The 22,416-nt window shown below is 71.4% G+C and carries 24 protein-coding genes; 14 read left to right on the top strand and 10 right to left on the bottom strand.

Translation table 11 applies throughout. The features are described from left to right. Window positions 1-10 precede the first annotated feature (10 nt). Entirely contained in the window at window positions 11-2,803 is a 2,793-nt protein-coding gene (infB, locus tag ACIOSR_RS02275) for a translation initiation factor IF-2 (RefSeq protein ID WP_056045821.1), read from the top strand. A 101-nt stretch (window positions 2,804-2,904) separates the two neighbouring features. Then, complete coding sequence (gene rbfA, locus ACIOSR_RS02270) at window positions 2,905-3,444, top strand: 30S ribosome-binding factor RbfA (protein WP_123570219.1); 540 nt, start codon at window positions 2,905-2,907, stop codon at window positions 3,442-3,444. A gap of 28 nt (window positions 3,445-3,472) precedes the next feature. Here the strand turns inward: rbfA and ACIOSR_RS02265 are convergent, their stop codons facing one another. Beyond that, complete coding sequence (locus ACIOSR_RS02265) at window positions 3,473-4,345, bottom strand: A/G-specific adenine glycosylase (RefSeq protein WP_402751731.1); 873 nt, start codon at window positions 4,343-4,345, stop codon at window positions 3,473-3,475. A gap of 65 nt (window positions 4,346-4,410) precedes the next feature. Between ACIOSR_RS02265 and ACIOSR_RS02260 the strand changes: the two genes are divergently transcribed. The 5 genes from ACIOSR_RS02260 to ACIOSR_RS02240 are packed head-to-tail and all read left to right on the top strand — an operon-like array spanning window position 4,411 to window position 7,761. Beyond that, entirely contained in the window at window positions 4,411-4,965 is a 555-nt protein-coding gene (locus ACIOSR_RS02260) for a hypothetical protein (protein WP_402751730.1), read from the top strand. Window positions 4,966-5,011: 46 nt separating this feature from the next. Next, window positions 5,012-5,911, top strand: a complete 900-nt coding sequence (truB, locus tag ACIOSR_RS02255; protein WP_402751729.1) for a tRNA pseudouridine(55) synthase TruB — start codon at window positions 5,012-5,014, stop codon at window positions 5,909-5,911. Beyond that, window positions 5,908-6,276, top strand: a complete 369-nt coding sequence (locus tag ACIOSR_RS02250) for a hypothetical protein (protein ID WP_123570217.1) — start codon at window positions 5,908-5,910, stop codon at window positions 6,274-6,276. The genes truB and ACIOSR_RS02250 overlap by 4 nt, the downstream gene beginning before the upstream one ends. 46 nt (window positions 6,277-6,322) lie before the next feature. Further along, the gene (locus ACIOSR_RS02245; RefSeq protein WP_402751728.1) at window positions 6,323-6,814 is read left to right on the top strand and encodes a hypothetical protein; all 492 of its coding nucleotides are present in this window, start codon (window positions 6,323-6,325) and stop codon (window positions 6,812-6,814) included. A gap of 5 nt (window positions 6,815-6,819) precedes the next feature. Next, window positions 6,820-7,761 (top strand): bifunctional riboflavin kinase/FAD synthetase, encoded by a 942-nt coding sequence (locus ACIOSR_RS02240; protein WP_056045804.1) that lies wholly within the window; start codon window positions 6,820-6,822, stop codon window positions 7,759-7,761. Window positions 7,762-7,914: 153 nt separating this feature from the next. On the opposite strand, the gene deoC is transcribed toward ACIOSR_RS02240, so the two are convergent. Further along, entirely contained in the window at window positions 7,915-8,643 is a 729-nt protein-coding gene (deoC, locus tag ACIOSR_RS02235; protein ID WP_402751727.1) for a deoxyribose-phosphate aldolase, read from the bottom strand. A 26-nt stretch (window positions 8,644-8,669) separates the two neighbouring features. On the opposite strand from deoC, the gene ACIOSR_RS02230 reads away from it, so the two are divergent. The 5 genes from ACIOSR_RS02230 (at window position 8,670) to ACIOSR_RS02210 (ending at window position 13,312) form a co-directional block, all read left to right on the top strand. After that, the gene (locus ACIOSR_RS02230; protein WP_402751726.1) at window positions 8,670-10,274 is read left to right on the top strand and encodes an SDR family oxidoreductase; all 1,605 of its coding nucleotides are present in this window, start codon (window positions 8,670-8,672) and stop codon (window positions 10,272-10,274) included. Then, window positions 10,271-10,477 (top strand): hypothetical protein, encoded by a 207-nt coding sequence (locus ACIOSR_RS02225; protein ID WP_159826405.1) that lies wholly within the window; start codon window positions 10,271-10,273, stop codon window positions 10,475-10,477. Before ACIOSR_RS02230 ends, ACIOSR_RS02225 begins: the two co-directional genes overlap by 4 nt. Before the next feature lie 92 nt (window positions 10,478-10,569). Next, on the top strand, window positions 10,570-11,154 hold the full coding sequence (locus ACIOSR_RS02220) for a GDSL-type esterase/lipase family protein (RefSeq protein ID WP_402751725.1): 585 nt from the start codon (window positions 10,570-10,572) through the stop codon (window positions 11,152-11,154). A gap of 3 nt (window positions 11,155-11,157) precedes the next feature. Continuing rightward, window positions 11,158-11,529 carry a DUF6804 family protein gene (locus tag ACIOSR_RS02215; protein ID WP_056045790.1) on the top strand — a complete coding sequence of 124 codons (372 nt, stop codon included), beginning with the start codon at window positions 11,158-11,160 and terminating at the stop codon, window positions 11,527-11,529. 127 nt (window positions 11,530-11,656) lie between these two features. Then, entirely contained in the window at window positions 11,657-13,312 is a 1,656-nt protein-coding gene (locus ACIOSR_RS02210; RefSeq protein WP_402752198.1) for a stealth conserved region 3 domain-containing protein, read from the top strand. Between the two features lie 103 nt (window positions 13,313-13,415). On the opposite strand, the gene ACIOSR_RS02205 is transcribed toward ACIOSR_RS02210, so the two are convergent. Next, complete coding sequence (locus tag ACIOSR_RS02205) at window positions 13,416-13,892, bottom strand: NUDIX hydrolase (RefSeq protein ID WP_402751724.1); 477 nt, start codon at window positions 13,890-13,892, stop codon at window positions 13,416-13,418. A gap of 38 nt (window positions 13,893-13,930) precedes the next feature. On the opposite strand from ACIOSR_RS02205, the gene ACIOSR_RS02200 reads away from it, so the two are divergent. After that, a complete protein-coding gene (locus ACIOSR_RS02200; RefSeq protein ID WP_402751723.1) occupies window positions 13,931-14,764 on the top strand; it encodes an oxygenase MpaB family protein in 834 nt (277 codons plus the stop codon). 365 nt (window positions 14,765-15,129) lie between these two features. Here ACIOSR_RS02200 and ACIOSR_RS02195 read toward each other — a convergent pair whose 3' ends face one another. From ACIOSR_RS02195 to rplU, 4 genes are all read right to left on the bottom strand, one after another. Further along, a complete protein-coding gene (locus ACIOSR_RS02195) occupies window positions 15,130-16,098 on the bottom strand; it encodes a phosphodiesterase (protein WP_056045780.1) in 969 nt (322 codons plus the stop codon). 231 nt (window positions 16,099-16,329) lie between these two features. Next, entirely contained in the window at window positions 16,330-17,505 is a 1,176-nt protein-coding gene (locus ACIOSR_RS02190; RefSeq protein ID WP_200412716.1) for an alcohol dehydrogenase catalytic domain-containing protein, read from the bottom strand. Window positions 17,506-17,629: 124 nt separating this feature from the next. Then, complete coding sequence (gene rpmA, locus ACIOSR_RS02185; protein ID WP_043596143.1) at window positions 17,630-17,896, bottom strand: 50S ribosomal protein L27; 267 nt, start codon at window positions 17,894-17,896, stop codon at window positions 17,630-17,632. Between the two features lie 14 nt (window positions 17,897-17,910). Further along, window positions 17,911-18,222 carry a 50S ribosomal protein L21 gene (rplU, locus tag ACIOSR_RS02180; RefSeq protein WP_054144935.1) on the bottom strand — a complete coding sequence of 104 codons (312 nt, stop codon included), beginning with the start codon at window positions 18,220-18,222 and terminating at the stop codon, window positions 17,911-17,913. Between the two features lie 88 nt (window positions 18,223-18,310). On the opposite strand from rplU, the gene ACIOSR_RS02175 reads away from it, so the two are divergent. Next, window positions 18,311-18,952, top strand: coding sequence for a hypothetical protein (locus ACIOSR_RS02175; protein WP_402751722.1), 642 nt, complete (start codon window positions 18,311-18,313; stop codon window positions 18,950-18,952). 22 nt (window positions 18,953-18,974) lie between these two features. On the opposite strand, the gene ACIOSR_RS02170 is transcribed toward ACIOSR_RS02175, so the two are convergent. The 3 genes from ACIOSR_RS02170 to ACIOSR_RS02160 all read right to left on the bottom strand — a co-directional run bounded on the left by ACIOSR_RS02170 (window position 18,975) and on the right by ACIOSR_RS02160 (window position 22,355). Beyond that, a complete protein-coding gene (locus tag ACIOSR_RS02170; protein WP_402752197.1) occupies window positions 18,975-19,385 on the bottom strand; it encodes a DUF779 domain-containing protein in 411 nt (136 codons plus the stop codon). A gap of 92 nt (window positions 19,386-19,477) precedes the next feature. Continuing rightward, window positions 19,478-21,019 (bottom strand): aldehyde dehydrogenase family protein, encoded by a 1,542-nt coding sequence (locus ACIOSR_RS02165; RefSeq protein ID WP_056045771.1) that lies wholly within the window; start codon window positions 21,017-21,019, stop codon window positions 19,478-19,480. A 94-nt stretch (window positions 21,020-21,113) separates the two neighbouring features. Next, window positions 21,114-22,355: a GAF domain-containing protein gene (locus tag ACIOSR_RS02160; RefSeq protein ID WP_402751721.1), complete on the bottom strand. Its 1,242-nt coding sequence runs from the start codon at window positions 22,353-22,355 to the stop codon at window positions 21,114-21,116. Window positions 22,356-22,416: the final 61 nt, after the last annotated feature.

The raw sequence follows: 22,416 nt of genomic DNA, 5'->3' as shown, positions 1-22,416 counted from the left end.
CAGGAGAACTGTGGCTAAACCACGCGTACACGAGATCGCCAGCGAGCTGGGGATCGACAGCAAGACCGCACTAGAGAAGCTCAAAGAGATGGGCGAGTTCGTCAAGGGACCGTCCTCCAGCGTCGAGCCTCCCGTCGCCCGCAAGCTGCGCCAGGCCTTCGCCGGTGCCGCGAAGCCCGCGACCCCCGCCGCCAAGGCCCCCTCGGCCGGTGCCGCCGCGCAGCCCGCGAGCTCGGCCCCCAAGCCCGGCGGTCCCCGTCCGGCAGCCCCCAAGCCTCCCGTCGCCGAGCCGACGCCCGCCCCCGTGGCGGCTGCCGAGCCCGACGTCGACGCGGCACCCGCACCCGTCGCCCCGCTGACGGTCGCCGAGCGCCAGGCCCAGGCCGAGGCGCAGCGTGCCGCAGCAGCCGCCGCAGCCAAGGACGACGCGGCGGCTCCGGCCGACGACGCCGCCAAGCCCGGCGCCGCGGGACCCAAGCCCGGCGGCCCGCGCCCCGGTGCCCCTCGTCCCGGCAACAACCCCTTCGCCAGCAACCAGGGCATGGGGCGCCCCAGTGCTCCTCGTCCCGGCGGCTCCGGTGCGGCCAGCAGCATGCCTCGTCCCGGCGGCGCCGCGGGCCCGCGCCCGCAGGCTCCCCGTCCCGGTGCTCCTCGTCCGGGCGCTCCGCGTCCCGGCGTCGGTGCCGGCCCCCGTCCCAACGGCTTCGGTCAGCGTCCCGCCGGTGGCGGCGCGGGTCGTCCCGGTGGTGCCGGCGGTGGCTTCCAGCGTCCCGGCGCCGGTGCCCCCGGCGCGGCCGGCGGCTTCCGTCCCGGCTTCAGCGGACCCCGTCCCTCCGGTGGTGGCGGTCGAGGCCGCGGCCCCGGTGGCGGAACCGCCGGTGCGTTCGGTCGTGGTGGCGGCAAGAGCAAGGCACGCAAGTCGAAGCGGACGAAGAGGGCCGAGTTCGAGATGCGGTCGGCCCCGTCGCTGGGTGGCGTCAGCGTCCCCCGCGGCGACGGCAACACGATCGTCCGTCTGCGCCGTGGTGCGTCCATCAGCGACTTCGCCGACAAGATCGACGCGAGCCCCGGCAACCTGGTGACCGTCCTGTTCCACCTCGGTGAGATGGCGACGGCGACCGAGTCGCTCGACGAGGCCACCTTCCAGGTGCTCGGCGAAGAGCTGGGCTACAACATCCAGGTCGTCTCGCCCGAGGACGAAGACAAGGAGCTCCTCGAGGGCTTCGACATCGACCTCGAGCAAGAGCTCGAGGACGAGGACGAGTCCGTCCTGCAGATCCGCCCCCCGGTCGTCACGGTCATGGGCCACGTCGACCACGGAAAGACGCGTCTGCTCGACGCGATCCGCAACGCCAACGTGGTCGCCGGCGAGGCCGGTGGCATCACGCAGCACATCGGCGCCTACCAGGTGTGGGCTCCGCACGAGGGCGTCGAGCGCGCCATCACCTTCATCGACACCCCCGGTCACGAGGCGTTCACCGCCATGCGTGCCCGTGGCGCCCAGGTGACCGACATCGCGATCCTCGTGGTCGCGGCGGACGACGGCATCATGCCGCAGACCGTCGAGGCGTTGAACCACGCCCAGGCGGCCGGCGTGCCGATCGTCGTCGCGGTCAACAAGATCGACAAAGAGGGCGCGAACCCGGCGAAGGTGCGTCAGCAGCTCACCGAATACGGCCTCGTCGCCGAGGAATACGGCGGAGACGTCATGTTCGTCGACGTGTCGGCCCGTGACAACAAGAACATCGACGCCCTCCTCGAGGCCGTCCTGCTCACGGCCGACGCCGGTCTCGACCTGCGCGCCAACCCCGACAAGGACGCCCGTGGCGTCGCCATCGAGGCCCGTCTCGACAAGGGTCGCGGTGCCGTAGCGACGGTCCTGATCCAGTCGGGCACGCTGCGCGTCGGTGACGCCATCGTCGCCGGTACGGCCTACGGCCGCGTCCGCGCCATGGTCGACGAGAACGGCGACTCGGTCGACGAGGCCTACCCGAGCCGGCCCGTGCTGGTCCAGGGTCTGTCGAGCGTTCCCCGGGCTGGTGACACCTTCCTCGTCACCGAGGAGGACCGCACCGCCCGTCAGATCGCCGAGAAGCGCGAAGCCGTCGAACGCAACGCCTCGCTGGCCAAGGCCCGCAAGCGCATCTCGCTCGAGGACTTCACCCGTGCTCTCGAAGAGGGCAAGGTCGAAGCCCTCAACATCATCATCAAGGGTGACGTGTCCGGTGCCGTCGAGGCGCTGGAAGAATCGTTGCTCAAGATCGAGGTGGACGACAGCGTGCAGCTGCGCATCATCCACCGCGGTGTGGGTGCCGTCACCGAGAGCGACGTCAACCTCGCCACGGTCGACAACGCGGTCATCATCGGGTTCAACGTCCGTCCCGACACGAAGGCTCGTGAGCGCGCTGCTCGCGAGGGTGTCGACGTCCGGTTCTACTCGGTCATCTACGCGGCCCTCGAGGACATCGAGAACTCGCTCAAGGGCATGCTCAAGCCCGAGTTCGAGGAGAAGCAGTCCGGTGTCGCCGAGATCCGCGAGATCTTCCGCTCGTCGAAGGTCGGCAACATCGCCGGTGTCATCGTGCGCTCGGGAACGATCACCCGCAACGCTCGTGCCCGCGTGATCCGCGAGGGCGTCGTCGTCGGCGACAACCTGGCGATCGACTCGCTGCGTCGCTTCAAGGACGACGTCACCGAGGTGCGGACGGACTTCGAGGCCGGCATCGGTCTCGGCAAGTTCAACGACATCCAGATCGGCGACGAGATCGAGACCATCGAGATGGTCGAGAAGCCCCGGGGCTGACCCGGCGTCGTCGCAGTACACGAGGCCCCGCTCCGACTACGGTCGGGGCGGGGCCTCACCCCTCTCGCCACGGCGGCGAGCAGCACGAACAGGAGTGAACAATGGTTGACGCGCAACGCGCCCGCAAGATGGCCGACCGCATCCACGAGATCATCGCGCGGCGTCTCGAACGCGGCATCAAGGACCCTCGACTCGGGTTCGTGACGATCACCGACGTCAAGGTGACGGGAGACCTGCAGCACGCCTCGGTCTTCTACACGGTCTACGGCACCGACGACGAACGGCGCGACACGGGTGCCGCCCTCAAGTCGGCGACCGGCATGTTGCGCAGCGAGGTGGGCAAGAACATCACCGCGCGGCTCACCCCGAGCCTCGAGTTCATCCTCGACGCACTCCCCGAGAACGCGGCCTCGATCGATCGTCTGCTGCAAGAAGCTCGCCAGCGCGACCACGAGAGCCAGACCATGGCCTCGTCGGCCGAGTACGCCGGCGACGCCGACCCGTACGTCAAGCCCCGCGACCTGGACGCGGACGACGACCTCGACGCGGACGACGATCTCGACGACGACCTGGCGATGGACGACGAGCTCGAGGCACCCGCCGCAGGCGAATCGACCGAGCCCGACGGCTCGACCCGCTAGCCAGGGCACCCGTCAGGACGCCCCCGCCTCAGTCGGGCAGGCGATAGCCCTCGTCGGGCGACCCCGTGGCCAGACCGTCGCGGAGCAGCCCGGCGAGGGCTCTCGCGCGTTGCACGTCGTCCGGCCAGACGGTCGCGATCTCGGCCGCCGTGACGGGGACGTCGCTGGCCCGCAGCTCGGCCAGGATCAATCCGCGCACCTGGCGGTCCGATCCCTCGAAGCGGGCCTGGGTCCGGAGGCGCGGCCCGGTGTGCGCAGGACGACCCGCCAGCACCCACGCGCACCGATCGACCAGCGGGCAGACGTCGCACTTCGGTGACCGCGCCGTGCAGACCAGGGCACCCAACTCCATGACGCCCGCGTTAGTGACCCGCGCCTCCTCGAGGTCGTCGGGCAGCTGCGACTCCATCAGGGGGAGGTCCCGCGAGGCCTTCGGCGCCCACGGTTCGGCGAGTCCCTCGACCGCACGGGCCAGGACCCGGCGGACGTTCGTGTCGACGACGGGGTGTCGGTGGCCGTAGGCGAAGACCGCGACGGCCCGTGCGGTGTAGTCGCCGATCCCGGGCAGCGCCAGGAGCGAGGGGACGTCCTCCGGCACGACCCCGTGGTGTCGCTCGGTGATGGCCACGGCGGCGGCGTGGAGGGCCAGGGCCCGACGCGGGTAGCCGAGGCGTTCCCAGGCGCGCACGGCCTCGGAGGCCGGCGACGCCGCCAGGTCGCGTGGCGTGGGCCAGCGGTCGAGCCACTGCTCGAGTCGTGGCACGACGCGGGCCACGGGGGTCTGCTGGAGCATGATCTCGCTGACCAGCGTGCCCCAGGCCGTGAAGCCGGGACGCCGCCACGGGAGGTCGCGACCGTTCTCGCGGAACCAGGCGGCCACGGCGGGGGAGATGCTCACCATACGAGCCTACGGCTCGTCGAGGGCGTGCCCGGCGAGGTCCCGGCCGTCGGGCGTACGGTGGCCGCATGACCACCCGATGGGCCCCTGCCAAGAAGGACACGCTGCGCGAACTCGCCACCGAGATCGTGCACAACTACGGGCGCGGACGCGTGCTCGTCGCGATCGACAGCGATGGAGGCGCGGGTGCGGCCGGTCTCGCCGACGACCTCCTCGAGGCCTTCCGCGAGCAGGGCCACGCGGCGTTCCGGGCCTCGCTCGCCGGCTTCGAGAAACGGCCCGCAGGGGCGTCTCGTGACTCCGCTCCGGTCCTCGACGAGAGCCTCTTCCGACGGGTGCTCGTCGAGCCGTTCCGGATGGGCGGCAGCACGGGCTGGGTCGACCGGGCCTGGGACGCCGACGCCGAGCGTTCCGTCGAGTCCGCCTGGGTCACGGGCCCCGCCGACGCGGTGCTGCTCGTCGACGGCACCGACCTCGCCCGCCCCGGCCTCGCGGGGCTGTGGCACTACCGGGTGTGGGTCACGGCCGACGACTCGCGACTCGACGCCCGGGCCAGGGCCTCGGCCGTCGTCGACAACTCCGACCGCGAGCACCCCCGTCGACGTTTCGACGACGCGTGCTGAGCGCGTCCCCGGCTCCGTCGCGGTCCTGCTGCGCTAACGTCGTCGGGTGAACAGCGGTCTCCTCCTCGTCGACAAGCCGCAGGGCATCACCAGCCACGACGTGGTCTCCCGGGTGCGGAAGGCCGCCGGCACGCGCAAGGTCGGCCACGCCGGCACGCTCGACCCGCTGGCCACGGGGTTGCTGGTCTTGGGCCTGAACTCGTCGACGCGCCTCCTGACCTTCCTGGTCGGCCTCGACAAGGGCTACGACGCCACCATCCGCCTCGGCGTCTCCACCACCAGCGACGACAGCGACGGCGAGGTCGTCTCGACGACCGCGGCCGGAGACGTCACCGACGACGCCGTCGACGCCGGCATCGCGCGACTGACCGGGCCGATCAGCCAGGTGCCCACCACGGTCAGCGCGATCAAGGTCGACGGCCGTCGCGCCTACGACCTCGCCCGTGCCGGGGTCGAGGTCGAGTTGAAGGCCCGCGACGTGACGATCTCCGAGTTCACCGTGCTCGAGCGACGCGACACCGTCGTCGACGGTGTGCCCGTGCGCGACCTCGACGTGCGGGTCTCGTGTTCGTCCGGCACCTACGTCCGGGCCCTCGCCCGCGACCTCGGAGCCGACCTCGGCGTCGGGGGACACCTGACCGCACTGCGTCGGACGCGGGTCGGGCCGTTCGACGTGACCCGCGCCTCCGTCCTCGAGGGCATCGACGTCGCCCCGGCGCTGCTCCCTCCGGTCGACGTCGCCCGCACCCTCTTCCCCGAGTGGTCCATGACCGCTGCCGAGGCCGTCGACCTCGGGCACGGCAAGCGCGTGGCCGTCGAGCTGGCCGACACCCCGGGGCCCGTCGCCGCCGTCACCCCGACGGGCGCCCTCGCCGGCCTGGTCTCGGTGCGGGGCGGGGCCGCCAAGCCCATCGTGAACTTCCCGACCGACGAGGTGCAGGCATGATCGAGTGGTTCACCTGGGTGCAGGTCGTGGTGGCCGTGGTGGCCGGCATCGTCTGCGTGGTCGCCTGCTTCGCCAAGCGTCAGCCCGACGACATCACCGTCGGCACGGGTGCCGTCGTGCTGCTGCTCCTCTTGGTGCAGCTGGTCGTCGCGATCGTCGCGCCCTTCGTCGGCAACGGACCGACGGGCAACCTCGTCGAGTTCTACATCTACCTGGTCTCGGCCATCCTCCTTCCGCCCCTCGCGACGGTCTGGGCCCTCGTCGACCGGACGCGCTGGAGCAACCTCGTGCTGGCGACCTCGTCGTTCGCGATCGCGGTGATGGTCTACCGGATGTTCCAGATCTGGACCGTCCAGGGCCTCTGACCCACCCGGTCGGCGGTGGAGGCGTCGGAGTCCTATCCTTGACGAGATGGTCACTCAGAAGTCAACGCGCGCGGTCGGCCTCGGCCGGGTCCTCATCGCCGTGTACGCCCTCCTCGCCCTCGCCGCCACCGGTCGGTCGGTCTTCCAGATCGCGACCCAGTTCTCCGGGGCCCCGCTGGCCTACACCCTGAGCGCGTTGTCGGCCGTCGTCTACATCGTCGCCACCGTGGCCCTCATCGGCCGTGGCCAGGGGTGGTACGCCGTGGCCTGGGCGACCATCAGCTTCGAGCTCGCCGGCGTCCTGATCATCGGTCTCGTGACCGTGCTCGACCCCGAACTCTTCCCGCACGACACCGTGTGGTCGTTCTTCGGTCGCGGGTACGGCTTCGTGCCGCTCGTCCTGCCCGTGCTCGGCATCCTGTGGCTGCGCCGGCAGGGCCGCGTGGCCCGGGCCGTCGACGCCTCGGGGGTCGACGGGGCGGGCGCCGACGGCGTGGGGGCCGGTGGGGTCCCTCGCGGCCCGGGCACGACGAGGTAGCGCGCGTGCAGTTCTACGACCTGGTCGGCGACGTGCCGCCCGACTTCGGGCCGAGCGCCGTCACCATCGGCAAGTTCGACGGGGTCCACGTCGGGCACCGCGCCGTGATCGACATGCTCGAGGGGGTGGCGCGCGACGAGGGTCTCGTGTCCACCGTGGTCACGTTCGACCGGCACCCGTTGGCGGTCCTGCGACCCGACGACGTGCCGACGGCTCTCGTCAGCAACCGTCAGAAGCGCGAGCTGCTCGACGAGGCCGGGGTCGCCGCGACCCTCATGCTCACCTTCGACGCCGAGCTGCGGGCGCTGACGCCCGACGAGTTCGTCGACCGCATCCTCGTCGGGGCCCTGCACGCTCGCGTCGTGTTCGTGGGTGACGACTTCCGGTTCGGCGTGCGCGGCAGCGGCACCGTCGACACCCTGCGCGGCCTCGGTGCCTCGCGCGGGTTCCGGGTCGTGTCGATCGACGACGTGAGACCGAGTGGCGGCCGCCGAGCGTCGTCCACCTGGATCCGCGAGCTGATGGACGCGGGTGACGTCCGTGAGGCCGGCGTCCTGCTCGGCCGCGAGCCGTCGGTGCGCGGCATCGTCGTCCACGGAGAACAGCGGGGCCGCGAGCTGGGCTTCCCGACGGCCAACCTGGCCCGCGACAGCGAGGGGTTCGTCCCGGCCGACGGCGTCTACGCCGCCCGGGTCTCGGTCGGCGACACGCTCTACCCGGCGGCCGTGTCGGTCGGCAACAACCCGACGTTCGAGGGGGTGCCGGCCAAGCAGGTCGAGGCGCACCTGCTCGACGTCTCGCTCGACCTCTACGGGCTCGAGGTCACCGTCCACTTCGTCGACTGGGTGCGCGGCAACGTGCGCTTCGAGGGGCTCGACGCCCTGATCGCGCACATCAGGGCCGACGTCGTCCGCACGCGCGAGATCTTGGGGCTGCCGACCGCCTGAGGCGTCTGGCGTCGAGCGTCACGCGTCGAGCGCCGTGAGTAGATCGTCCGGCGCACGTCGACGACGGGACGCCGAGCCGTGCGAGGGTGCGGCCCGACGGCCTCGAGGAGGCGCGGGTCACGTCGTCGACGTCACCCGCGCCTCCTCGGCTCGTCAGTACGACGTCGTGTCGTCGCCCGCGCCCGAGGCGCGGCCCGTCTCGAGGCGGTGCGCCAGGTCGGCGAGGATCGTGCCGCTGGCGCTCGTGCCGAAGCGCGTGACGCCGAGCTCGAGCATCTCGAGCACGGTGTCGAGGCCGCGCACGCCGCCCGAGGCCTTGACCTGCACCGACTCGGAGACGGCCTCGCGCATGAGGCGCAGGTGCGGGAGCGTCGCCCCGCCACCGGCGAAGCCCGTGGACGTCTTGACGAAGGCGGCTCCGGCGCGCTCGGCGGCCGTCGAACCGGCGACGATCTGGTCGTCGACGAGGTAGGCCGTCTCGAGGATGACCTTGACGAGCGTGTCGCCCGCCGCCTCGACCACGCCACGCACGTCGGCCTCGACCTCGGCGGTCATGCCGCTGCGCAGCCAGCCGATGTTGACGACCATGTCGAGTTCGGCGGCGCCGTCGGCGATCGCCTGGCGCGACTCGGCGGCCTTGGCCGCCGTCGAGGTCGTGCCGTGGGGGAAGCCGATGACGGTGCCGACGAGGACGCCGGTGCCCTCGAGGCGCTCGACGGCGTGCGCGATGTCGGAGGGCCGGACGCAGACGCTGAAGACGTGGTTCGCGGCGGCGTCGTCGAGGGCCGCGTCGACCTCGGCGCGGGTGAGCTCGGGCTTGAGGATCGCGTGGTCGATCATGCCGGCGACGGCGGAGACGGTGGGGAGCTGCTGGGTAGTCATGATGGGGTCCAGCGTAGCTTGGGCCCATGTCAGCGAACACTCCCGACGCCGAGACGTCGAGCGCCCCCGTCACGAGCGACACCGACCATGCCGTGGCCTCCCGCCGGGTGCTGGTGACCGGGGCGACCGGGTACATCGGCGGGCGGTTGACGCCGCGGCTCGTGGCCGCCGGGGCGGACGTGCGGGTGCTCGTGCGATCGCCCGAGAAGCTGCGGGACGTGCCCTGGTCCGGCGACGTCGAGGTCGTCCAGGGCGACCTGACCGACCCCGAGACGGTGCGTCCCGCCATGGAGGGCGTCGACGTCGTCTACTACCTCGCCCACGCGATGGGTGGCAAGGGCGACTTCGAGCGCGCGGAGGCCGACGCGGCGCACACCGTCGCCGACGCGGCGCGCGACGCGGGTGTCCGCCGGATCGTCTACCTCGGCGGACTGCACCCCGAGGGCGACCTGTCGAAGCACCTGCAGTCGCGCAAGGACGTCGGCGACGTCCTGCTGGCGAGCGGGGTCCCGACCGTCGCCCTGCAGGCCGGCGTCGTCATCGGGTCGGGCAGCGCCTCGTTCGAGATGGTGCGCCACCTGACGGACGTGCTGCCCTACATGCCGGCACCGAAGTGGGTCCGCAACTTCATCCAGCCGATCGCCGTGCGCGACGTGCTGCACTACCTGCTCGGGGCGGCCGACGTGCCCGACGACGTCAACCGCACCTTCGACATCGGCGGTCCCGACGTGCTCCGGTACGGGCAGATGATGAACGGGTACGCCCTCGAGGCCGGCCTCAAGCAGCGGCCGATCGCGTCCCTCCCCGTCTTCACCCCGTGGCTCGCCTCGCAGTGGGTCAACCTCGTCACCCCCGTGCCCCGCGCCCTCGCCGTGCCGATCATCGCGTCGCTGCAGTACGACTGCGTCGTCCGCGAGCACGACATCGACGCCGTCGTGCCCCCGCCCGCCGAGGGGCTGCTGCCCTACCGTCGCGCCGTCCGCCTCGCCCTGCAGCGTGAACAGGACGGCGACGTCGAGACCAGCTGGCAGGACTCGTCGGTCGCCGGCGCGCCGAGCGACCTGCTGCCGAGCGACCCCGACTGGTCCGGGCACATCGTCTACACCGACGACCGGCAGACCGAGACCTCCGCTCCGGCCGCCGAGCTCTGGAAGGTGCTCGAGAGCATCGGCGGCGAGAACGGGTGGTACTCGTTCCCGCTGGCGTGGTCGGCCCGCGGCTGGATGGACCGACTGGTCGGGGGAGTGGGCCTCCGTCGCGGCCGCCGCAGTGCGACCACCCTGCGCGTCGGGGACGCCCTCGACTGGTGGCGGGTCGAGAAGCTCGATCGCGGCCGCCTGCTGCGGCTCCGGGCCGAGATGAAGGTCCCCGGAGGCGCGTGGCTGGAACTCACGGTCGAGCCGCGTCCCGACGGCGGCTCGCACTACCGCCAACGCGCGGTGTTCTTCCCGCAGGGACTCGGCGGGCGCCTCTACTGGTTCGCGATCCTGCCGTTCCACGGCGTGATCTTCTCGGGCATGCTGCGGCGCATCACGGCGACGGCCGAGCGGGAGGCGGCCGCCCGGGCGACCGGCACGCGGGCGGCCGGTGCCGCGGGCGGGGCCACGACCGACGCGACGGCCGTGGCGTGACCGACCCGCGCCTCCTCGTCCTGACGTCGTCGCCGGTGCCGCTGTACCCGGCGGGCGACGAGGCCATGTCGCCCGTGCCGTTGTGGCTCGGGGTGCTGTTCGGGGTGCTCGTCGTCGTGTCGTCGTTCGTGGTGCTGCTGCCGCGCGTCCGCCACGCGCTCGACCGCGTCTGGTCGAAGAGGCCGCGGCGCTTCCGTCAATGAGGTCGGGGCGGTGCGCACGCGCGCGCCGGTTCGCGGCTCCCAGCGGGTGATGGCACGATGGGGGCACTTCAGCAGACCACCAGGAGGTCGTGATGACACACCGAGAGACCGTCGCCTTCGTCGGCGACAGCTTGACCGAGAACGGCGACTGGGCGGCGTGGTTGCCCGACGAGCAGGTCGTCAACCTGGGCGTCGGGGGCGACACGGTCGCCGGCCTGACCGAACGGCTCCACGACGTCGTGGCCGCGAACCCCGACTCCGTCGTGCTCATGATCGGCACCAACGACTTCACCGCGCGACGCTCGGTCGAACAGGTGGTGCGCGGCATCGAGAACTTCATGGTGGCGATGCGTCGTGAACTGCCCGGCACGCGTCTGCTGTTGCAGTCGATCGCGCCGCGGGGGGCGGAGTTCGCACCCCGCCTCAAGGACGCCAACCGCCACCTCCGTCAGTTCTCCTCGACGGTCCGGGCGCAGTGGCTCGACCTCTGGCCCGCCCTCGCCGACGAATCCGGCGACGCGCTGCGACCCGAGTTCGCCGCCGACCACGTCCACCTCAGCGACGCCGGCTACCAGGCCTGGTTGGGCGAACTGCAGCCGGCCCTCGAGCGCCTGCGTGACGAGCCGCCGATGAGCCGTCCGATCAGCGTCCTCGACGTCGCCTACGACATCGAGTAGGCGGTGCCCACCCCCACCGCCCCCGCGTTCACGCGTCCGGCCCTGGCGCCCGGCCTGATCGCGGCCATCGCCCTGCTGGCCGGCACCGCGTTGCTCGGCTCGGACGTCTTCACCGTGTTCCGGTACGTGGTGTCGATCTTCGCCCTGATCGTCCTCGTCTTCGCCTACCGGGGGCGTGCCTGGTGGGCGCTGCCCCTGCTCGCCGCCGTGGCCGTCCTCTGGAACCCGGTGTTCGTGGTGCCCGTCCAGCCCGACCTCTGGCAAGGGTTGCAGTTCGTCGCCGCGGCGCTCATGATCGCCGTCGGGGTGCTCGTGAAGGTGCCGACCGCGGCCGCGACGACCACGGGGGCCGCCCCGGTCCGAGGCCGTCGCTGACCGTCGTGGGCAGCGGATCCGCCGAGGTGCCTCCGACCCCGTAAAATGCCGAGGGTGCGTCCGCCCGCCCGAGGCCCGCACGGAAGGTTGAGTCTGCATGGCCACGGAGATCCCCGGTACGTCAGAGATGGTCGGCACGTCCGAGAGCCCTCTCCTGACCCCTCGTCACCGAGCCGGTGGTCTCGATCGAGAGGACGTCGTCGTCCGCAAGGGCCAGTACACGCTCCTCAACGGTCACCTCACGCCCCAACAGTCGATGATCGAGGACCTGCTCTACATCCGGCGTGTGCTCGACGCCGCCCAGGTGCCCTTCCTGCTCGTTCGCGGCAACGACGTCCGCCCGGTGATCGCCGTCGACACCGTCCACCGTGACCGCTTCACCGCCGCCATGGTCGCGGCCTCGGCCACCGAGCCCTTCTACGCCAAACCCCGCAAGGGTCAGGCGTCCCTCGTCGTCGAGGGCGGGCTCGAGCTCGAGACCGAGCGGGTCTTCCGCGTCTACCGGCCCCGCGTCGAGCCCATCGGCCGCCTCCGCTACGGCGCGGGCACGGCCGTGCAGGTCGAGTTCTGGATCATCACCGACGACGAGATCCTCGCCCCGACCGAGAACGCGCTGATGCGCACCGAACTGCCCCGTGCCGAGGCCGTCGAACAGACGGTCGAGCGGTACGGCATCGAGTGGCCCACCCTCGAGCACATGTTCGACGACCACGCCACCGACATCACCTTCGACATCGACATCGTCTTCTCGTGGGTCGACGGCAACTCCATCGAGTACCAGCGTGCCCGGGCCGCCCAGGCCAAGCGTCACGTGGTCGGCGAGGGCGACGACTCGGCTGCCCGGTTCCGTCAGATCGACGAGCTCAAGTACGCCCTGCGGTCGGTCTACATGTTCGCCCCGTGGGTCCGGAACATCTACATCGCGACCGACTCGCCCGTGCCCGAGTGGTTGGGCGAGCACCCCCGCGTCCGCGTCGTGCGCAGCGAGGAGTTCTTCAGCGACCTCTCGATGCTCCCGACGCACAACTCGCAGGCCGTCGAGTCGCAGCTGCAACACATCGAGGGGCTCAGCGAGCACTTCCTGTACTCGAACGACGACATGTTCTTCGGGCGACCCGTCGCGCCGAGCATGTTCTTCTCACCGGGTTCCGTCACGAAGTTCATCGAGGCCGACACCCGCATCGGGCTCGGGCACAACAACATCGACCGCAGCGGGTTCGAGAACGCCGCGCGGGTCAACCGCCGCCTGCTGCAGCAGCGTTTCGGCCGCGTCCTCACGCGTCACCTCGAGCACACCGCCGCGCCGCTGCGCCGCAGCGTCCTGTTCGAGATGGAGCACGAGTTCGCCGACGAGTTCGCCGCCACGGCGGGCAGCCCCTTCCGTGCGAAGGAGAACATCTCGGTCACCAACTCGCTCTACCACTACTACTCGCTGATGACGGGTCGGGCGATCGTGCAGGAGAACGCGAAGGTCAGCTACATCGACACCACGATGGTGTCGGGGCTGGCGTCGTTGTCCGAGGTGCTGAAGAAACGCGCGTTCGACTTCTTCTGCCTCAACGACGGCAGCTTCCCCGAGGTCACCGACGACGAGCGGACCGCGACGGTCACGGACTTCCTCGAGCGGTACTACCCGTTCCCCGCACCGTGGGAGAAGGACGAGATGCAGCGCGTCGCCCTCGAGAACGCTGAGCAGGACAGGCGGGCACTCGGGGCCGAGGCGGCGCAGTCGGGCGAGGCGACCGGATCGTCGTCCCGGCGGGGGCTCGAAGGGTCGGACTGACGCCGGTCGTACCCGCGTCGCGGGTGTGACGGGCATCACCGGCCGCCGGTCACCGGTCGCCGGTCACCGGCGCGGTGGCCGTCACCGTCGTCCGGACGGCCGCTCAGCTCGACGAGGTGCCGAAGCGGGCGGCCTGTTCGCCCGAGAGTGCGGCGTCGAGACGAGAGAGCATGTCCGGGCCCATGGTCGGCAGGTCGTCCAGCCGGAACCAGCGGGCCTCGGTGTTCTCGCCGTCCGCGGGGGAGGGCTCGCCCGACACGTAGCGCATCACGAACGTGTGGTCGAGGTACTGCGCGCGGTCGCCGTTCGGGTAGACGACCTCGTCGGTCACTCCGATCGAGGCCAGCCGTTCGGGGACGACGTTCAGGTCGGCTTCCTCGAGGGTCTCGCGGACGGCGGCGTCGGCGGGGTGCTCGCCCGGGTCGACGATGCCCGTCACCGGCGTCCAGGCGCCGGTGTCGGCTCGGCGCACCAGCAACGTCTCGTCACCGCGCACCACGACCGCGGTGACGCCGGCGAGCCACAGCGGTGCCGTGCCGATCTTCTCGCGCAGGGACAGGACGAAGTCGGGGGTGGCCATGTCAGCACCCTACCGACGGCCCGCCGTAGGCTGACCGCATGCGACTGCCCTGGACCCTTCACGGCTCGGACGTGCGGCGCATCTCCGACATGGCGGGCGAGTCGTTGCTCCTGGCCGGTGGGGGCAGGGCGATCCTGCTGCAACTCGCGAACCCCGGGGTGGGGCACGGCGTCGCCGAGCACAGCGACTTCGTCGAGCGCCCGTTGTCGCGGCTGCACGGCACCATGACGTACCTCTACGCCATCGTCTTCGGCACCCCGTCCGAGGTGGCCCACGTCCGCCGGGTCGTCGGGCGGGCGCACCGTCCGGTGCACGACGGCGGGTCCTCGCCGGTGCGGTACGACGCGTTCGACCCCGATCTGCAGCTCTGGGTCGCAGCCACGCTCTACGACTCGGCCGTGCAGCTGTTCGAGCGGGTGCACGGGCCGATCGACCCGGCCCACGCCGAGACCGTCTACCAGGACTACGCCCTCGTCGGCACGTCGCTGCAGATGCCGCGCGAGCTGTGGCCGGCCGATGCGGCGTCGTTCCGGCGCTACTGGGACGACGCCGTCGCGCACCTCGTGGTGGACGACGTCACGCGTCGGGTCGCCCACGAGTTGTTGCACCCGACGACGGGGCCGTGGTGGCTGAGGGCGGTGATGCCGCTCGCCCGGCTCGTCACCGCGGGGTCGTTGCCGGGTCGAGTCCGTGACGACTTCGGCCTGCCCTGGTCGCCGGCCGCCCAGCGCCGCTACGACCGGGTCATGCGCGTCACGGCTGCGGTCGTCCCGCATCTGCCACCGCGCCTCCGTCACGTCCTCCGCGACGGGTACCTGCGTCGGCTGCGCGCGGCCATGGCCGCCGAGGCCCGCACCCCCGCCCACGGCTGACCCGGTCCGCCCGTCGCCGGCGCCCGGGTCGGCACCGCCCGCCTCCTGTCACGGTGCCCTCGTCCCTTGTCGGCAACTCCTGACTCCCGTCACGGCGATCGCAGGCGGGGGCGTGTCGGCGTCGTTCGAGCGACGTGAAGCAGGAATTGCCGACTCGCGCGGGCCGTGTTCGGGGCGGTCGGTCGTCGTCGGCGTGGCTGCGTCGGGAGGGGCGGGGTCGACGGCACCGAGCGGGTCGGCAACTCCTGCTCCGTGCTGCACGACGGGCCAGGGAAGGGGGCACCGGCCGTCGCGCGCAGCATGAGCCAGGAGTTGCCGACGGTGCACGAGACCGGCTGCGGTCGTGCGAGGGCCCGCCCGCCCGGTCAGAGCGTGTCGATCGGCCCCGTCAGCGCGAGGTCACGCGGCACCACGGGCACCGGTGCCGTGTCCGTCGCGCGGTGGCGGGGGGCGGCGGGGGCGATGCGCACGCCGGCGACGGCGAGACGCTCGGCCACCACGTCGGCGGGCACGTACTCGCCCACGGTCTCGTAGGTGCCGATCGGCACGACCGAGTGCACGACGGTGCCCTCGTAGACGTGCACCAGGTTGAACGCCTGGGCACCGTCGCGGCCGCGGGTTCCGCCGCCGGCGACGTTGAGGTCCTGCGTGTAGCAGGTGGCCGACGCGACCGAGACGGGAACGCCCGCGAAGGTGGCGTTGGTCGAGTAGTGCAGGTGCCCCGCGATGATGGAGCGGACGTCGCTGCCCTCGATCACCTCGGCGAGGGCCGCCTGGTCACGCAGCTCGACGAGGGCCGTCAGGTCTTGCACGCTCGGGACCGGCGGGTGGTGCATGGCGATGATGGTGCCGTCGGGGGCATCGGTCGAGAGCTCCTCGGCGAGCCAGTCGAGCTGGTCTCCCGAGAGCCGGCCGAAGTGGTGGCCGGGCACGGTCGTGTCGAGGGTGATGACGCGCAGGCCGTTGACGTCGTAGACGAGATCGACGGGTCGCTGCGACGGCAGCTGCCCGAAGAGCTCGGACCGGAACGCGCTGCGGTCGTCGTGGTTGCCCATGGCCCAGATGACCTGGGCTCCGAGTCGCTCGGCGACGGGCTCGATCAGGGCGCGGAGCTTGCGGTAGGCGTCCGGCTCGCCCTTGTCGGCGAGGTCGCCCGTGAAGACGATGGCCTCGGGCCGCCCGTCGGACGCCTCGATCTCGTCCATGATCTGACGGAGCCGGGCCTCGCTGTCGACGGCGCCGTAGAGGTCGCGGTCCCCGCCGACGAGGTGCGTGTCGCTGAGGTGCAGGATGAAGTGGTTCGGCCTGGGGTGTTCGGCCGTCCGGAGATCCATGGTTCTCTCAATCGATGTCGCCGACGTGGGCTCGGGACGAGACCCTCGTTGTTGATTCGTCACCAGTCCATCACCCGTTTGCCATGAGTGGGGTGAACGTGCGCGCGCGTTTCGGTGAACGGTCGTCGAACAGGCCGCATTCCCGAGCGACGACGCTAGCCCGCCTCACGGGACGACGCGACCCCCAGGAGGCGGGGGTCGCGTCGTCGAGGTCTCTGACGTGTCGAGGCGTCAGGGCTTGAGGACGACCTTGATGCAGCCGTCCTCCTTGTTCTTGAAGACGTCGTACATGGCGGCGGCCTCGGAGAGCGGCACCGGGTGGGTGACGAGGTCCTCGGTGCCGAGCGGGTCGGTCGGGTCCTCGACGAGGGGCATCAGGGTGTCCATCCACTTCTGGACGTTGCACTGGCCCATCTTGATGGTGATCTGCTTGTCGAAGAGCGTGAGGAAGGGCGTGGGGTCGGCCGTGCCGCCGTAGACCCCGCTGAGCGAGACGGTGCCGCCACGGCGCACGATCTCGAAGGCGAGGTGCATGGCGCCGAGGCTGTCGATGCCGGCCTTCTGCATGACGGCCTGGCCGATCGCGTCGGGCAGGGCGGCGGCGAACTTCTGCACGAGGCCGATGCCGGCGTGCTCGTGCGCCTCCATGCCGACGGCGTCGACGACGGAGTCGGGTCCGCGGTCGTCGGTCATGCCCTTGACGACGTCGGCGACGTCCTTCGTCAGGTCGAGGACCTCGACGCCGTGGCGCTCGGCCATGGCGCGACGCTCGGGCACCGGATCGATGCCGATGACGCGGTAGCCGCGGTACTTGCCGATGCGCGACGCGAACTGGCCGACCGGGCCGAGGCCCAGGACGACCAGGGTGCCGCCCTCGGGCACCTGGGCGTACTCGACGCCCTGCCAGGCGGTCGGCAGGATGTCGCTGAGGAAGAGGTAGCGCTCGTCGGGCAGGTCGGCGCCGACCTTCACGAGGTTGGCGTCGGCACGCGCGATCCGCAGCTGCTCGGCCTGGCCACCGGGCACCTGGCCGTAGAGCTTGCTGAAACCGTAGAGGGTGGCGCCCGAGTCGTACTCGGTGACCTGGGTGGTCTCGCACTGCGAGAAGAGTCCGCGGTCGCACATGAAGCAGTGGCCGCACGCGATGACGAAGGGGACGACGACGCGGTCGCCGACCTTGATGCGGCTGACCTCGGAACCGACCTGGGTGACGATGCCCATGGTCTCGTGGCCGAGCACGTCGCCCTTGTCGAGGAACGCGCCCAGGGCGTCGTACAGGTGCAGGTCGCTTCCGCAGATCGCGGCCGAGGTGACCTTGATGACGGCGTCGCTCGGGTCGATGATCGTGGGATCGGGGACGTCCTCGACGGAGACGTTGGTGACGGACTGGTACGTGAGTGCCTTCATCGTTCCCGTCTACGCGTCCTCGCCCAGTGCCGCCTGGACGAGGGGTACAGCGGGCACGGAAACGCCTCGGGGCGGCCGGGCCTGGGCCCGACCGCCCCGAGGCGGATGACGCGTGTGCTGTCGCCTAGGCGACGGCCGTCGCGGAGGCGACGATGTTGACGACCTTGCGGCCGCCCTTGTTGCCGAACTCGACCGAGCCGGGGGCGAGGGCGAAGAGGGTGTCGTCGCCGCCGCGGCCGACGTTGACGCCGGGGTGGAAGTGGGTGCCGCGCTGGCGGACGATGATCTCGCCGGCGAGGACGACCTGGCCGCCGAAGCGCTTCACGCCGAGGCGCTGTGCGTTCGAGTCACGACCGTTGCGGGTGGACGATGCGCCCTTTTTGTGTGCCATGTGGTGTCAGCCCCTTAGTTGGTGGTGATCGAGGTGATCTTGACGCGGGTCAGGTCGGCACGGAAGCCCATGCGACGCTTGTAGCCGGTCTTGTTCTTGTAGTTCTGGATGACGATCTTCGGGCCGCGCAGGTCGTTCAGGACCTCGCCCTCGACCGTGACCTTGGCCAGGTCGTCGCCCGACAGGATGGTGTCGCCGTCGACGTGCAGGACGGGGACGAACGAGACGGTGTCGGCGGTCGCGGCCTTGAGGCGGTCGACGGTCAGGATCGTGCCGACCTCGACCTTCTCCTGACGGCCACCGGCGCGCACGATTGCGAAAGCCATGGGAACTCCAAAAAAGTGGGGGATGTGACGCCCGGACTGCCGGACGACGTCGTGGTGCCACGAAGGCAACTTGGATAGTCTTTCACAAATGTCACGACCGATCAAACTTCGCCGCCCGCCGCAGTTCACGGCCGAGATCGTCGACGACGCCCGCGAACGCCTGCTCGACCTGCTCGACGACCTGAGGACGCTCACCACCGACCACGCCGACGACATCGAGGTCTGGGGCTCGGCCGTCACGGCCGCCGGCTGGGAGATCGCGAGCCTCGGCCAGTGGCTCGGCGTCGAGGGCGAGGCGGTGTTGCTGCTCGGCGGCGCGTCGTACCCCGAGATCGCCGAGCACCAGGGCACCAGCGCGTCGGCCGTGTACGCCCGCGTCGGCCGGTCGCTCACCCTCGCGCCCTACGCGCACGCCTCCGGCGCCGACGGGGCGACCACCCGCGTCTCGGCCGAGGGCCTCGACCAGGCCCGAGCCGAGTACGACCAGGAGGCGCGGGCCGGCGACCCGACGGACGTCGCCCCGGCGGCCGCGCCCGTCGGCGACTCCTTGGCCGAGCGCGTGCCCGAGGTGCTGCGGGACGGCGCCCGGCGCACCACCGAGATCGTCGCCGCCCTGCCCGACTACCGGCGCAGCAGCGTGCTGTCGACGCTGAGCGTCCTCGCCCGGCAGGGCGTGGTCGACCGGGTGGGGCACGGCGTCTACGCCCTGCCCCACCCGCCGGCCGACTGAATCCCCGGGCGACGTCGGCCGGTCAGGCCGGGGCGTCGCCCCCCGCGCCGTCGAGTCCGAACGCCCGCAGCTCGTCGTCGTCCAGCAGACGTGACCTGATCAGGAACCGCCGGCTTTCCGGGCTCTCGATCGAGAACCCGGCCCCGCGGCCCGGCACGACGTCGATCGTGAGGTGCGTGTACTTCCAGTACTCGAACTGGCTCCGGGACATGTAGACCTCGATCGGGTCGATCCCGTCGACGTGCAGGTCGCCCAGGTGGACGTCGACGGCTCCCACCCGGAAGAACCCGACGGGGTAGCACATCGGCGACGAGCCGTCGCAGCAGCCACCCGACTGGTGGAACATCAGTGGGCCGTGCTGCGCCGTCAGGGACACGAGGAACGTCGCCGCCTCGGGGGAGACGTCGACCCGGGAGGGGGTGGCGGCGACCATCCCGGAGGCGGGGGCCGGCGTGACCGCGCCGACCCGCGCCTCCTCGGCTGCTGCCGCTGCCGGCGCGGCGGCGGCCGTCTGCTCGGGCGTCATCAGAAGAAGCCCATCGGACCGTCCGCGTAGCTGACCAGCAGGTTCTTGGTCTGCTGGTAGTGGTCGAGCATCATCTTGTGGTTCTCGCGACCGATGCCGGACTGCTTGTAGCCGCCGAACGCCGCCCCGGCGGGGTACTGGTGGTACGTGTTCGACCAGACGCGACCGGCCTGGATGTCGCGGCCGGCCCGGTAGAGCTGGGCACCGTTGCGGCTCCAGACGCCGGCACCGAGACCGTAGAGGGTGTCGTTGGCGATCTTGATGGCGTCGTCGTAGTCGCTGAAGCTCGTCAGGGACAGGACGGGGCCGAAGATCTCCTCTTGGAAGATCCGCATCGAGTTGCGGCCCTCGAAGATCGTCGGGTTGACGTAGTAGCCGCCGGTCAGGTCGCCGCCCAGGTCGGCCCGGTCGCCGCCGAGCAGCAGCGTCGCGCCTTCCTGCTTGCCGATGTCCATGTAGCTCAGGATCTTCTCGAGCTGGTCGTTGGACGCCTGGGCGCCGATCATGGTGTCCATCGAGAGCGGGTCGCCCTGCTTCACCTTCTTCACCCGCTCGACGCCGTCGGCGGTGAACTGGTCGTAGATCGACTGCTGCACGAGCGCCCGGCTCGGGCAGGTGCACACCTCGCCCGAGTTCAGGTTGAAGAACGAGAAGCCCTCGAGGGCCTTGTCGTAGAAGTCGTCCCGTTCGTCGGCGACGTCGGCGAAGAAGACGTTCGGGCTCTTGCCGCCGAGCTCGAGCGTCACCGGGATGAGGTTCTCGCTCGCCATCTGCATGATCAGGCGCCCGGTGGTGGTCTCGCCGGTGAACGCGATCTTGCGGATGTTCGGGTGGCTCGCCAGGGGGGCGCCGGCCTCGACGCCGAAGCCGTTGACGATGTTGAGCACCCCGGCGGGCAGGAGGTCCTTGACGAGGTCCATGAAGACGTGGATCGACGCGGGGGTCTGCTCGGCCGGCTTGAGGACGACGCAGTTGCCGGCGGCGAGGGCGGGGGCGAGCTTCCACACGGCCATCAGCAGCGGGAAGTTCCAGGGGATGATCTGGCCGACCACGCCGAGCGGTTCGTGGAAGTGGTAGGCGACGGTGTCGGCGTCGATCTCGCCGGTCGAACCCTCCTGCGCCCGGATCGCCCCGGCGAAGTAGCGGAAGTGGTCGATCGCGAGCGGGACGTCGGCGGCGAGGGCCTCACGGATGGGCTTGCCGTTGTCCCAGGTCTCGGCGACGGCGAGCATCTCGAGGTTCGCCTCCATGACGTCGGCGATCCTGTTGAGGATCAGCGCGCGTTGGGCGATCGTCGTCTTCTTCCACGAGTCGAACGCGCGCCAGGCGGCCTCGACCGCCTTGTCGACGTCCGCGGCGTTGCCCCGGGCGACCTCCGTGAAGACCTTGCCGTTCACCGGGCTCGGGTTCTCGAAGTACTGCCCGCTCGCCGGGGCGACGTACTCGCCGCCGATGAAGTGGTCGTAGCGGGGCTTGAAGGCCACCTTCGCGTCGGGCCGTCCCGGCGCGGCGTAGGTGTTCGGGGGAGTGGTGACGGTCATGACGGTCCCTTTCGACGACGGTGTCGGGTCGGTGGCGGGGGTCGCCCGCCGCTGGCGGCAGGCTACGTCGGGCGGGGTTGCATCCGGTTGCGCGTCAGTCCCGGCCACCGAGCGCCTCGAGGTGCGCGACCAGGTGCGTCCGCCGGGGCGATCCCGGCGGAAGCCGACGCAGCAGCTCGAGCAGCACGCGCACGTCGTCGCGACCCGCGTCCGACTCGGAGTAGGACACCAGGCTCTCGATCGACCCGCCGGTGAGCAGCGCGTCCCGGACGGTCGCCGCGACCTCGACCCGCAGCGCCACGACGCCGGGTGCCGTGGACGAGGGCAGCGCCGGGCCGGTGTCGGCTCGCACGGCGGCGCGGTGGGCACCGCGGTCGACGAGTCCGACGAGCGCGTCGAGGTCGAGGGCCACCGGGCGGGGCAGGCGGTACGGGCGCGACAGGGGGACCAGCGTGGGGTCGAGGGCCTCGACGACGTGCCGCAGGCGCACCATCTCGGGGCGCAGGGTGGACACCGCGTCGACGTCGCCGTAGACCGCGTCGGCCAATTCGTGAGCGGTGTAGCCGGCGGTCCGGTGGGCGAGCAGGGTCATGATCTCGGAGTGCCGGGCACCCAGCGCGATGCGGCCGTCCCCGACCGTGAGGACGGCTTCGTCACGGCCCAGGGTCGTCAGGCCGGCGGGGGAGTCCGGACCGGATCGGACCGGCCGCCGGGGGGTGCGGGTCGGGACGCGATCGACCGCAGCGAATCCCAGGAGCGCGAGGTGCGCCTCCACGGCCGCGACGGTCGCCGTGACCAGGGGCAGCGTCAACGAGCCGGCCGCCCGCTCGTCTCCCGTGATGTCGACGACTCCGATGACGTGCCCGTCGACGGGATCGTGGACCGGGACGGCCGTGCAGCTCCAGGCCCGCACGCGGTGGTTCCAGTGCTCGTCGCCGCGGATCTGCACGCCCCGGTCGAGCACGAGGGCGGTGCCCGGGGCCGAGGTGCCGACCCGCGACTCCGACCAGCCCGCACCGGCGACGAACAGCATGTCCTCGGCGCGGCGGCGGGCCGCGTGGTCGCCCTCGACCCAGAGCAGGCGTCCGTGCTCGTCGCCCATCGCGACGAGCAGTCCCGAGCCCGAGACGTCGTCCGTGAGCAGACGACGCACCACGGGCAGCGCGAGCGCCAACGGGTGGTCCCGACGCCAGTCGTCGAGGTCGTCCTCGGGCAGCTCGAGTCGGGGCAGGCCGTCGGGATCGAGCCGGTGCCGTGAGGCGCGGTCCCACGAGTCGCGCACCACCCGGCGCTGCGGCCCGACGTCGCGGGGCGGACGGCTCGCGGTCAGCGTCATGGAGCACCAATCGTCGTCGATCGGGGCGAGTCGGCCGTCGTGCGGCGTCGTCGCCGGGGTG

It is taken from the genome of Frigoribacterium sp. NPDC087798 (assembly GCF_044742985.1).
Lineage (GTDB): Bacteria > Actinomycetota > Actinomycetes > Actinomycetales > Microbacteriaceae > Frigoribacterium.
This window is presented reverse-complemented; position numbering and strand designations above follow the sequence as displayed.

Excerpts from the sequence above, each read along its gene's own strand:
- rbfA (WP_123570219.1), top strand. The coding sequence starts at position 2,905 with ATGGTTGACGCGCAACGCGCCCGCAAGATGGCCGACCGCATCCACGAG.
- ACIOSR_RS02265 (WP_402751731.1), bottom strand. The coding sequence starts at position 4,345 with ATGGTGAGCATCTCCCCCGCCGTGGCCGCCTGGTTCCGCGAGAACGGT.
- ACIOSR_RS02260 (WP_402751730.1), top strand. The coding sequence starts at position 4,411 with ATGACCACCCGATGGGCCCCTGCCAAGAAGGACACGCTGCGCGAACTC.
- ACIOSR_RS02250 (WP_123570217.1), top strand. The coding sequence starts at position 5,908 with ATGATCGAGTGGTTCACCTGGGTGCAGGTCGTGGTGGCCGTGGTGGCC.
- ACIOSR_RS02245 (WP_402751728.1), top strand. The coding sequence starts at position 6,323 with ATGGTCACTCAGAAGTCAACGCGCGCGGTCGGCCTCGGCCGGGTCCTC.
- deoC (WP_402751727.1), bottom strand. The coding sequence starts at position 8,643 with ATGACTACCCAGCAGCTCCCCACCGTCTCCGCCGTCGCCGGCATGATC.
- ACIOSR_RS02230 (WP_402751726.1), top strand. The coding sequence starts at position 8,670 with ATGTCAGCGAACACTCCCGACGCCGAGACGTCGAGCGCCCCCGTCACG.
- ACIOSR_RS02220 (WP_402751725.1), top strand. The coding sequence starts at position 10,570 with ATGACACACCGAGAGACCGTCGCCTTCGTCGGCGACAGCTTGACCGAG.
- ACIOSR_RS02210 (WP_402752198.1), top strand. The coding sequence starts at position 11,657 with ATGGTCGGCACGTCCGAGAGCCCTCTCCTGACCCCTCGTCACCGAGCC.
- ACIOSR_RS02205 (WP_402751724.1), bottom strand. The coding sequence starts at position 13,892 with ATGGCCACCCCCGACTTCGTCCTGTCCCTGCGCGAGAAGATCGGCACG.
- ACIOSR_RS02200 (WP_402751723.1), top strand. The coding sequence starts at position 13,931 with ATGCGACTGCCCTGGACCCTTCACGGCTCGGACGTGCGGCGCATCTCC.
- ACIOSR_RS02195 (WP_056045780.1), bottom strand. The coding sequence starts at position 16,098 with ATGGATCTCCGGACGGCCGAACACCCCAGGCCGAACCACTTCATCCTG.
- ACIOSR_RS02190 (WP_200412716.1), bottom strand. The coding sequence starts at position 17,505 with ATGAAGGCACTCACGTACCAGTCCGTCACCAACGTCTCCGTCGAGGAC.
- rpmA (WP_043596143.1), bottom strand. The coding sequence starts at position 17,896 with ATGGCACACAAAAAGGGCGCATCGTCCACCCGCAACGGTCGTGACTCG.
- rplU (WP_054144935.1), bottom strand. The coding sequence starts at position 18,222 with ATGGCTTTCGCAATCGTGCGCGCCGGTGGCCGTCAGGAGAAGGTCGAG.
- ACIOSR_RS02175 (WP_402751722.1), top strand. The coding sequence starts at position 18,311 with ATGTCACGACCGATCAAACTTCGCCGCCCGCCGCAGTTCACGGCCGAG.
- ACIOSR_RS02170 (WP_402752197.1), bottom strand. The coding sequence starts at position 19,385 with ATGGTCGCCGCCACCCCCTCCCGGGTCGACGTCTCCCCCGAGGCGGCG.
- ACIOSR_RS02165 (WP_056045771.1), bottom strand. The coding sequence starts at position 21,019 with ATGACCGTCACCACTCCCCCGAACACCTACGCCGCGCCGGGACGGCCC.
- ACIOSR_RS02160 (WP_402751721.1), bottom strand. The coding sequence starts at position 22,355 with ATGACGCTGACCGCGAGCCGTCCGCCCCGCGACGTCGGGCCGCAGCGC.